We start from the raw sequence: 9692 nt of genomic DNA on the forward strand, positions 1-9692 counted from the left end.
CCCGTTCGGCGGCGCTCTTCTTGTTCGCCTCGTGCTGGGCGCGGGTCGTGTTCCGGCCGCCCTCGAAGAAGTCGTGGATCACGTAGCCGTCTGACGGCTGGGGGCACTTGGGGCAGTCGTGTCCGGCCTGGTGCCACAGACCGGCTTCGATCAGATTCCGCACCTGGGCAGGAGTGCCTTTGAAGGGCTTCACGATGTCCTTGGGGACGAGGCCTTCGAGGAGGTGCTGGGCGGAGTAGGAGCCGCACCGCAGCCATAGACCGAGCGCAGCGTTCCCGGCCCGGATGAACTTCGGGTGGGAGTGCGCCGAGTCGTCGATCTTGAACCAGGGCATTTCGGCTTCTTCCGTACGATCGTGGTGGGCCGGTGGTGGCCCGGGGCTCGTGGCCCCGGGCCGGGTTTCATCGCTGCGCGAGTCGCTGGTCGTACGCGTCGGAGGCGGGCTGCTCACGGGCCATCTGCTCGGCGAGCCACCGCTGCCGCGGGGTCATCCCGGCGCGGATGCCGTGACGGTGCTTCAGGCTCTTGCCTGCCTCTTCCTTGGCCGTTGCTGCCCGGCAGGCGTCGATGACGGGGCAGGTACGGCAGAGATTGATCGCGAGGAGGCGGTCGGCCGCCTTCCACTTGTCCGCGTACCAGAGGTCGCAACCCGCGTAGGGCGGACGGGCGCACACAGCGTTGGCGACCCATTCCGTCGGCCGGACCAGGGTGTCGGGTGCGTGGGTCATGCGGCCACCGCCACGGTCTCGGGCCACTCGCACCCGGCGAGGGCCTTCAGCGCCCGCTCTGGGGCATCGGCGAGAGGGTGGCCGAGGTGGTGGAGGCCCATCGCCATGGCCGTGTACGCGTCGGCCTGGTCGTACCGGCCGACGCCCTCGGTGTGATGCCCGTACCGGTCGGCGACCGCGCTGCGGACCTCGCCCTTGGTGGCGTTGCCGCGTCCGGTGGCGAACATCTTCAGCGAGCTCGGCGGGACGACGCCGTACGGGATGCGGTGCCGGTAGCAGTACTGGCGGACCAGGACCCGCAGGCCGGCCAAGTCCTCGTGCCCGGCAAGGGCGGCGTGTCCGTAGGACGGGCCTTCCATGACCACGAGGTCCGCGGCCTTGATGAACGAGGCGACCTCCGCGACGAGGTGGTTGAGGCGGTCGTCGCTGCGGAGCTTGGTGCGGATGATGTCGGACCATCCGGCCCCGGCGACGCCGGTGCAGGTCAGGGAGAGGTCGAGTCCGATGACGAGAGGCTGGGTCACTGGTCCCCCTTCACGGTGCCGCACCAGGTGCAAGCCACGGCCCGCAGGCCATCAGCCGGGACATGACGGGTGGCCATGTGGCCGCAGACCGAGCTGTCACACACCAGCCACCGGGTGCCCGGGACGATCTCGGCGCGGTTGATCTCCGCGGTCCGGCGCCCGCACGCCTGGCAGGTCAGCACCCCGTCGGCGACGGTGTGGGTGGTGAGCCGGTCCCAGCCACAGCAGAGGCACCCGGCGACGCGGGTGACCCGCGGCGAGTCCATCGGCACGGCCCGGTGCTGGCCGGCGGGAGCAACGAGGCGGCGCACAGCGGTCAGCGGGGCGATGCGCGGGATGCGGCTCATGCTCGGGCCCCTGACCCGGCCTGCGCGGCCGTCGGCCACGTACCCGACTGTTCGGCGTCCGGCGTAGTGGTCGGGGCGGTGATCTCCTCGACGGTCACCCGCGGGGCCGGGAACTCCTCGTCGGCGGTGACCTCGCCGCGCTGAATCGACTGGTAGACCACCTGAAGCTGGCCGAGGTCCATGTCGGTCCACTTCGACGACGACCGGCCGAGCTTCGTTTCGATCTGGTCGACGGTGATCCCGATGGCCTCGTACGCCCCGACACAGTCAGCGATCCGCTGGGCGCGCGGGACGTCACCGGAACCGTTGGCGAGCGTCTTGGCGCAGGCAGCCTTGGCCTGCTCGATGTACCAGACCGGCAGCACCGTGAAGATCATTTCGCGGAGGCGGCGAGCCCCGTTGTTCGCGTTGTTCTCGTAGACGTCACGGAAGTCGGCAAGCTTCTCGGCCCTGCCCTTCGACCAGCGGGCGTGAGGCACGATGAACGTGGTCGACGAGCGCTCGTTCGTCTCCATGTCCCAGGCCCACGCCTGCATTTCCGACTCGCTGTACTCCTCGTCACGGCGCAGCTCGGCGACGCCGAACTGGATGTTCCCCCAGCACCGGGCCAGTTCCTTGGCGAGCTGGATGGTTTCGCCGGACACGTTCGAGGTGCCGCGGGGGAACCGGAAGAACGCCCGCTGCGCCAACTCCTGCTGGGCGCATGCCGTCCGCATCTTCGCGATGGCTACCGCCTCGTCACGGGGGAACTGGCGGGCCACCAGAACGGCGGCCTGGACCTCGGCGACGGCGCGAGACTGCTCAACGGCCGTTCCCTGCCCGACTCGGGCCGGTGCCGCGGCGGGGGTCATGCGCTCGATCTGCTGGTAGCTCACAGGTATTCCTCTTCGTCGCGTCGCTCGGCCCAGACGGGGAGCGAGAGGTAGGTGATGTCGTCGGAGTAGCCGGGCCAGTGCCCGGTCTCGGTACAGCGAGCGAACAGATCGATTGCGCGGCGGTTGCGCGCGGCGCCGATCCGGCGCGCGGTCGCGTCCAGCTCGACCACGGTCACGAGGTACGGGGCGGTCTTCTCCTGACAGACGAAGACCATGGCCGGATCGTCGGCCAGGCCGGCCGCGCGGGCGGCGGCCCGGTACCAGTCGTCCTGGCAGTGGTAGCCGTACTCATCGACCGCGCGCGCCAGAGCCGACGGCTCCGCGCTGCGGCAAGTCTTGTAGTCGCCGATGATCAGCCGCCCGGACCGGGGGTGCGGGAGCCAGTCGAACCGGGCCCGGCGGGTGATGCCGGTCGGGCCGTCGGTCCAGAACACCGACACCTCGGGCCGACCTGAGTCGGGCGCGAACAAGGCGCTCGCGACGGGGTGTCGGCGGATCGCGTCGGCCATCGCCTGCACCTGGTCGTACTCGGCGGCCAGCAGCGGCACACCGCCATCCGCGCGGATCGCATCGCGCTCCTCGCGGGCGGCCTTCGTCCGCCAGTCGTCCGCCTCGACAGCGACCAGATCGGGTCCGTCTCCGAGGACAAGCCGGTGCGCGGCGTTCCCCATGTCGAACGTGCGCTTCGGCGGCTGCGGGTGGTCCTGCTCGTACCGGAACAGCGCCGGGCACGATGGGGCCAGCAGTTTGCGAGCGCCGGATGATGAGAGCGACCAGCGGTCCGCGTGGTAGACGTCGATGGGAAGGCTGGGGTAAATACCGGGCGCAATGCCGGGCCCGGCGGCCGGGGCCGAAGCCCCGGCCAGCGCGGTGATGGTCATCAGGCGCTCACCGCCACGGGCGTGGCCTTGTGCTCGCGGCGGTAACGCCACTGGAGCGACCTCGCGTTGGTGTTCTCGCGCCACTGGATCGGGCCGTGGCACTTCCGGAGCGGGTCGTGGTACCACTCACGCCGCATGGCCAACTTGCCGCAGCCAGGACACTGGATCTCCGGTCCGAACGGGGAGCAGCTGAGCGTGCCGTGGCGCTGCCACCGGTCCAGGCGGCGAATCTCGAAACTGCCGTCGATCGCCTGTTCGCCGTCCAGGTCGGGGTAGTCGTCGGCCCAGTACTCCAGGGCTTCGTCCTCGGTCGCACCCGGCGCCGTGATGACGTAGACGCTGGTGACCTCGACGACGATCGGCCACTGACTCTCGTCCAGGCCCCACGCGCCGCACTTCGCGGCGGCCCGCTCGATCAGTTCGGTGATCGCCGGGTCCGGCTCGGCCGGTTTGGGGCGCGGGAACTTTTGGCCACCGAAGTACTCGTGGTCTCCGGAGTGGCCCAGCTTCAGCTGGCAGTCACGAGAGGAGTAGTCCTCACCCGGCATGTAGAGCGGTTCTTCGCACTTCACAGCTGTCCTCCGTGGGCGTGGTTGAGGCGGTAGCAGCGGCGTCCGGGGTCGGTGTCGTCAGGGACGAGCAGGCCCCGCCGCGCGAAGCGCGCGAGATCGTCCCGCGCGGTCTTCCGCTTCGGCGCGGCGTACCCGTAGGACCGATACAGGCGTTTCACACGGCAGGTGGTCCACTCGTCCTCGTCGCCGTCCCGGATCGCTCGGCCCAGGAGAGAGAGTCGGTCAGCGGCGCTCACAGGGCACCGCCCTTACGCCACCGGACCTTGATGAAGCGCTGAGGGCCGCTGTAGCCCTTCACCTCGACCTGCACGTTCAGGTCGCGGGGAACCGCCTCGCCGTGAAGGTGCGCGTACTCCAACTGCGCAGTACCGACCGGCGTCTCCTCACGCGGCCAGCCCTCCGGAAGCCAGCCGCCGATCTGCATGTAGACGTTGCCGTAGAAGTCCGGGGCGAGCTCGGTGAGATCCCAGCCGGACAAGGGAATCGGCTCGTACCCTGCGAACTTGATCTCTCCGACTGGCCGGTTCTCTCCGACGGGACGTTGAACCTGCTGGAGGGTCTGCCGGGCGTCCTCGAACCGGGCCAACTGCTGGGCAGCGGACCGGTGCTCGTCGGACGGTTCGGCCTCGGTGTACGCGTCCTGCTCATCGCTGGCGTGCTCCGCGAGCAGCCGACGGACCTCGTCCATGTCGCCGTGCTTCACGACGACGCGGAGCACTCCGAGGAGTCCGCGCAGCATGGCCAACTCGCCGGGGTAGGTCTCGACCGTCATGGGCTGGGGAGTGGACTCGCCCGTGGGGGTGTCCTTCTCCGCCGAGGCGGCCATGGCCACGCGGCGCAGGTCGTCGGCAACGCGGAGGATGCCGACGTTCTCAGACACCTGCGCCGACCAGCGAGCCCCGGTGACCCGGTCGAACTGGCGCAAGGTCTCCGCGTGGTCGGCGGCCTCGCGCAGTACCTCGGCGCGGTAGGCGTCCAGCAGGATGGGCAGACCGGAGACCGCGTACCGGGAGCCACCTGCCTCGGCGTTGAGCCTTTCGACCAGGCCCGTGATGACGTTGCGGGCGCTCATGCGGCCCCCGCTTCACGCTGTGCCGGGACCGGGCGCGGGGCCACAGCCCGGCGCAGGGCCTCGACCAGCCACAGCACCTGCCCGCCGTACACCGGCACGCTGCCGCCATCCACCAGCTCGTCAAGCAGGTCCTGCACCGCCTCGTCCCGCTCGTGCGTGGCGTGCGCATCGTTGCCCTGGTGCCGGGCGGACCGGTCCAGGTCAGCGATGTTCTGGAGGTCGTCGAGGAGGGACGGGCCGTCCTCGGAAGCGGCCTCCGCGAGAGCGAGCACGACGGTGCTCAGGTAGTGCGTCAGGTCCAGGGCGACCCCAGACGGGGTGGCGTCGACACTGATCCGGAACGGACCGGTCACGGGGAACTCAGGCATCGGAGCCTCCGTCGTGCTCGTCGTGGGTGAGGACCCAGCGCTTCGCCTTCAGGTCCCACTCGATGTGCTCCTCGCTGAACGGGGCGCTGATGTGCCCGTCCGGCTCGACGTGGAAGTCGACGCCCGCGTCGACCAGGGCATTCAGCCCGGCCACCGCGCGCTCCCACGGGGAAGCCGTCTCGGTCCCCCGGACCGCGCCGCGCGAGATCTTCGACGCCAGCACCTCGATCACGTCCGCCTGCAAGGCGTGCTGCCTACTGCCGGTGCTGCGGTACTCACGGGACTTCTTCCCGAGCCACGCGATGATCTGCGCGTCCCGGTCGGCGACCGCCGTGGACTGCGCCGCCTCCAGCTCGGTGACCCGGGCCCGCAGGATGACCGCCTCGTCCCGGTAGTGGTTCCGCTGCTGCGCCAGGTCGTCCGTGTCCGGGGCGGTCGCCGCCTCCACCAGCAAGTCATCCCGCTGGGATGCGAGCTCGGCGACTCGGGCCCGCAGCTGGCTCTCGACCTGGCAGGCGCCACGGACGACGCGACGGTAATCCTCCTCAGCCAGCTCGCACCGGAGCTGCACGTCCCGCCGCCCCCGACGCGCCGACTCCCACGCCAGCCGCAACCGAGCCGCCCACTGCGGCTCACGGCCAGCCGACTCCAGAGCCGTACGCAGCAGACCGTTCTCCTGCTCCGTCTCCCACGCGGTGAGGTTCGCCCCGGTCAACTCGCCGTGGTACCAGGCGACCTCTTTCCGCAGCCGGTCCACCTCGGCCAGCAGCTCCGGTACCGCGTCGGCCGCGTCGTGTGCCGAACAGCATGCGAAGCCGAGAGTCGGGTGTTCGTTGTAGGTGTGGGCTGCCTCCCGGATCTCAACCATCCGGTCCGGCGTCATCGGGACGCTCATGCCGCCACCGCCGAAACGATCTCGTGCATCAGCGCCTCGCCCACAGGCACCGACACCGACACGCGCACCAGCACCCGCACCCCGCTGCTCCCGGGAGGCGTGAACGTGGTCAGCGACCACAACTCCAACCCCGCCCACGCCGGGGCCCTGTGCACCACACCGCCCAGCAGGTTCAGCCACGGCAGCAAGTCGTCCGCGTCAGCGACCGACACGTACACCGCGTCCGGGCGGGAGATGACCGTCGGGGCCGGCAGGTCGGCGTAGTTCAGGAGCGATTCGACGGCGGTCCGGTTGTCGCTGATCGCGGCGAGTCGGGACCCGATCTCGTCAGTAGGATGGATGGTCACGGTGACCTCTTCTTTCTGGTTGTGTTGAGGGAGCCGAGGGGTCGCTGGACCAGGCCCGGTCCGGGCGGCCCCGCTTCGTTTTGGTCAGTTGGTCAGGCCGACGCGGCGAGCTGCCTCGCACTCGCCATCCAGGCGGCGACCTTGTCCAGGTCGAACCGCCGGCCGCGGAAGACGGTGGGCTCGACGGGGCAGCCCGCCTTCACCCACTCGTTGACCGTCCAGTTCGAGACCCCGTACCGGGCCTGGAGCTGCGCAGTGGTGAGCAGAGGCGTCAGGCCGACTACGCGGAGCGCCTCGGTGCGGTCAGCAAGACTGGCCATCAGACTTGGACCTTTCTACTGTGTCGGTTGAAACTGTGGGCATGTCGAAGTGCTCCTGGAGGGGTTCACCCATGGCAGTAGCCATGAGCCATGCGGTGCGAAGGCGGCACCCTGCGGCGGCGGTACTCCCGCTCCCGGTGACCTTCCAGACCGTTGCCGCACTGACTCCGCGCCCGGTCACGTCCACCGCCTTGGTGGCTGCGGCGAGCTGTTCGGCGGAGAGCCCTTTCCGCTTCATTGCCTCGCGGAGCGACTTGCCTTCGCCCTTGCGGATCAGGTTGGCCATATGGACCTCGCGCCAGGTGGTGACATTTACGCGACTCGGCGTCGCCGTTGACACAGTTCTACTGTGTCAGTGTCAGTGAGGTCAAGTGAGGGGCAGTGAGTTTCAGTGAGGACCCCTTGAGGGTAGCGTTCACTCGAACGTGCGTTCTATCGTCTGCATGTGCCGCTACCAGGGCACACGACAGCGCGCGGCCCAGCGCCGAATCTCGACCCCGGCGCGCCTCTACTTTTACTTGCAAAAGTAGAAGATCAACAGGCAGTCTTGAGCCTGTGGACAGGCATGAGCAGCAGGAGCCCGAGGACCTGGCGCAGCTGATCGCCCGACTCAAGGACACCTACGACGTGACCGACTCGGAGATCGCGCGCCGGATCGGTGTCGCGCCTGCCACGGTTAACTCATGGGTACACAGGAAGCGCGGCACGGGGCGCGGCCCGAACAAGGACAAGCTCCGTGCCCTCGCCGCCGCCTTCCCGAAGTTCACCGAGGCCGAGATCTTCGCCGCCGCCGGCCGACGTGCCCCTGGGTCACTTAGCCCCGACGCACGCGACCGGATCCTGGCACTGATCGACGAACTCACCGAAGACCAGCAGCAAATCACCGAGATTCAAATCCGCGCACTGGTCGACCGAAACCGCTCCGGAGCGTAAGCCCGACACGCCCGACAGTAGTCGCATATTCCACCAAGCCGGAGTACGGTCTTCCGGTCGGCCGATGTCCTCCCCCATCGGCCGCAGGTATCCACTTGCCTGCGCGCCCCGGGGGGCTCTATGTGCATTCGCGTCCGTTTTACTGCTCACTGCCCATCTGATCCATGGGATCCGCTCGCACGCACCATCACGCTGCCAGCCGCGCTCCCCACCGCAAGCACCGCCCTTGTCGTACGAGCTGTTCTCCGTGAACTCGCTGTAGAACAGCCCGATGTCGGTGCAGTCTGCTTCTGCGGGGCTCCAGTTCACGTCCAGCCCCGCGTCCCATACCAGCGGAGAATGGGCGAGGTGATGCGCCGTGGCGCGTAGAGCAACGAACAACCCACGACAGCTACGCAGCAAGACGTGCGGCTGCGCACAGTGCATGGAGAAGTACCCACCTGAGACACACGGCCCGCGAAAGCGCCGCCGCGACTGCGTCGGCTCATGGCAGGCGCGATACCGCGACCCGGCAGGCAAGCAGAAAGCGAAGAACTTCACGAAGAAGGGCGACGCCGACGACTTCCTCGACGACGTACGCACCCGCGTCCGGCGCCGCACCTACAACGACCCGAAGCGCGGCGAGCTCACCCTCTCTCAATGGTGGGAATTGTGGTGGCCGGCACAGCCGCCCCGGGCAGTCACGACCACGAACCGCAAGCTCTCCAACTGGACCGCTCACATCGAGCCGAAGTGGGGGAACTGGCGGCTGTGCGACCTCGAGTACATGGAGCTGCAGGCCTGGCTCACCCGCGAGGTGAAGGGACACCACACCCGCAAGAAGGTGTTGGAGCTTCTCAACGCGATGCTTCGCGGGGCGGTGAAGGACGGGAAACGGATCCCGTTCAACCCGGCAGCTGAGATCGAGATCGAAGCGCCGCCGAAGAAGCACGCTGACGATCTCCGCCCGCCGACGAGAGAGCAGTGCGTGGCGATCCGGAAGCACACGCCGATGTACTACCGGCCGCTGCTCGTCTTCCTGGAGCAGACCGGACTGCGGTGGGGAGAGGCGACTGGTCTGCGGTGGGGAAACGTGGACCTCGATGCCAAGCACCTCAAGGTCAAGGAAGTGCTCAGTGAGGACAAAGGCACTTTGTTCCGGAAGCCTGCGCCGAAGTCAACGGCCGGGTTCCGTACCGTGCCGTTGACGCCTGACGTGATCGCGGCCGTGCTGACGATGGTGGACCGATGGCGACCGAAGGACACGATTTCCCCCTTCGGTGATGGGAGAGATCTGCATGCTGACGAGCTGATCTTCCGTGGGCCGCAGGGCGGTGTGCTGACCCGGCACAACTTCCGGCGTACCTGGATCCCTGCGATTCAGGCCGCTGGCCTGGCCCGACAGGTCACCAATCCCGAAACGGGCCGAGACGAGTGGTGGCCTCGGGTGCATGACCTTCGGCATGTTTTCGCAACGTGGTTGAAGGATCTGGGTGTGCAGGAGAAGGAGGCACAGACGATCCTCGGGCATGACCGCGGTTCCAAGGTGACGTGGATCTACCAGCACTCGCCGGAGGACGTGGCGGCTCAGGTGCTGGAGATGATGGCGCCGCCGACATCGGCTGTTCGAAAGCTGCGGGCGGTGTAGGGGGTGGAGTCCACGAGAGTCCACATGGAGTCCACAACACCCCCTCACTGACCCTCACTCACGCTCACTGAAGCCTGTTTTTCAAGGTCATGCCCCCGCTATCAGCGCCTCACCGAGACTCACTCAGCCTCGCTGAGACACATGATCGCTTTACGTTTTCTCCTAAAGCGGGTGTCGCAGGTTCGAATCCTGCCGGGGGCACA

At 68.3% G+C, this 9692-nt stretch carries 15 protein-coding genes and 1 tRNA gene; 3 read left to right on the forward strand and 13 right to left on the reverse strand.

Annotation, left to right across the window (positions count from 1 at the left end; translation table 11 throughout):
- Positions 1-401 precede the first annotated feature (401 nt).
- From ACFYXM_RS08965 to ACFYXM_RS09025, 13 genes are all read right to left on the reverse strand, one after another.
- Positions 402-728, reverse strand: a complete 327-nt coding sequence (locus ACFYXM_RS08965; RefSeq protein ID WP_389288238.1) for a WhiB family transcriptional regulator — start codon at positions 726-728, stop codon at positions 402-404.
- Complete coding sequence (locus ACFYXM_RS08970) at positions 725-1252, reverse strand: hypothetical protein (protein ID WP_389288240.1); 528 nt, start codon at positions 1250-1252, stop codon at positions 725-727. The genes ACFYXM_RS08965 and ACFYXM_RS08970 overlap by 4 nt, the downstream gene beginning before the upstream one ends.
- The gene (locus tag ACFYXM_RS08975) at positions 1249-1599 is read right to left on the reverse strand and encodes a hypothetical protein (protein ID WP_389288242.1); all 351 of its coding nucleotides are present in this window, start codon (positions 1597-1599) and stop codon (positions 1249-1251) included. Before ACFYXM_RS08975 ends, ACFYXM_RS08970 begins: the two co-directional genes overlap by 4 nt.
- Positions 1596-2474: a hypothetical protein gene (locus ACFYXM_RS08980; protein ID WP_389288244.1), complete on the reverse strand. Its 879-nt coding sequence runs from the start codon at positions 2472-2474 to the stop codon at positions 1596-1598. Before ACFYXM_RS08980 ends, ACFYXM_RS08975 begins: the two co-directional genes overlap by 4 nt.
- Positions 2471-3355 (reverse strand): PD-(D/E)XK nuclease-like domain-containing protein, encoded by an 885-nt coding sequence (locus tag ACFYXM_RS08985; protein ID WP_389288246.1) that lies wholly within the window; start codon positions 3353-3355, stop codon positions 2471-2473. Before ACFYXM_RS08985 ends, ACFYXM_RS08980 begins: the two co-directional genes overlap by 4 nt.
- A complete protein-coding gene (locus ACFYXM_RS08990; RefSeq protein ID WP_389288248.1) occupies positions 3355-3927 on the reverse strand; it encodes a hypothetical protein in 573 nt (190 codons plus the stop codon). The genes ACFYXM_RS08985 and ACFYXM_RS08990 overlap by 1 nt, the downstream gene beginning before the upstream one ends.
- Positions 3924-4163: a hypothetical protein gene (locus ACFYXM_RS08995; RefSeq protein WP_389288250.1), complete on the reverse strand. Its 240-nt coding sequence runs from the start codon at positions 4161-4163 to the stop codon at positions 3924-3926. Before ACFYXM_RS08995 ends, ACFYXM_RS08990 begins: the two co-directional genes overlap by 4 nt.
- Positions 4160-4999: a hypothetical protein gene (locus ACFYXM_RS09000; RefSeq protein ID WP_389288252.1), complete on the reverse strand. Its 840-nt coding sequence runs from the start codon at positions 4997-4999 to the stop codon at positions 4160-4162. Before ACFYXM_RS09000 ends, ACFYXM_RS08995 begins: the two co-directional genes overlap by 4 nt.
- Positions 4996-5367, reverse strand: coding sequence for a hypothetical protein (locus tag ACFYXM_RS09005; protein WP_389288254.1), 372 nt, complete (start codon positions 5365-5367; stop codon positions 4996-4998). The genes ACFYXM_RS09000 and ACFYXM_RS09005 overlap by 4 nt, the downstream gene beginning before the upstream one ends.
- A complete protein-coding gene (locus ACFYXM_RS09010) occupies positions 5360-6262 on the reverse strand; it encodes a hypothetical protein (RefSeq protein WP_389288256.1) in 903 nt (300 codons plus the stop codon). Before ACFYXM_RS09010 ends, ACFYXM_RS09005 begins: the two co-directional genes overlap by 8 nt.
- On the reverse strand, positions 6259-6609 hold the full coding sequence (locus tag ACFYXM_RS09015) for a hypothetical protein (RefSeq protein WP_389288258.1): 351 nt from the start codon (positions 6607-6609) through the stop codon (positions 6259-6261). The genes ACFYXM_RS09010 and ACFYXM_RS09015 overlap by 4 nt, the downstream gene beginning before the upstream one ends.
- A gap of 92 nt (positions 6610-6701) precedes the next feature.
- Positions 6702-6929, reverse strand: a complete 228-nt coding sequence (locus ACFYXM_RS09020) for a hypothetical protein (RefSeq protein ID WP_362706042.1) — start codon at positions 6927-6929, stop codon at positions 6702-6704.
- Positions 6913-7215 (reverse strand): XRE family transcriptional regulator, encoded by a 303-nt coding sequence (locus ACFYXM_RS09025; RefSeq protein ID WP_389288260.1) that lies wholly within the window; start codon positions 7213-7215, stop codon positions 6913-6915. Before ACFYXM_RS09025 ends, ACFYXM_RS09020 begins: the two co-directional genes overlap by 17 nt.
- A gap of 269 nt (positions 7216-7484) precedes the next feature.
- Here ACFYXM_RS09025 and ACFYXM_RS09030 point away from each other — a divergent pair, with 269 nt between their 5' ends.
- The 3 genes from ACFYXM_RS09030 (at position 7485) to ACFYXM_RS09040 (ending at position 9690) form a co-directional block, all read left to right on the forward strand.
- Entirely contained in the window at positions 7485-7862 is a 378-nt protein-coding gene (locus ACFYXM_RS09030; protein WP_389288262.1) for an XRE family transcriptional regulator, read from the forward strand.
- Positions 7863-8286: 424 nt separating this feature from the next.
- Entirely contained in the window at positions 8287-9489 is a 1203-nt protein-coding gene (locus ACFYXM_RS09035; RefSeq protein WP_389288264.1) for a tyrosine-type recombinase/integrase, read from the forward strand.
- A gap of 91 nt (positions 9490-9580) precedes the next feature.
- Positions 9581-9690: transfer RNA gene (locus ACFYXM_RS09040), tRNA-OTHER, on the forward strand.
- Positions 9691-9692 lie beyond the last annotated feature (2 nt).

Origin of the sequence: Streptomyces sp. NPDC002476 (genome assembly GCF_042889785.1) — a bacterium.
Taxonomy (GTDB): domain Bacteria; phylum Actinomycetota; class Actinomycetes; order Streptomycetales; family Streptomycetaceae; genus Streptomyces.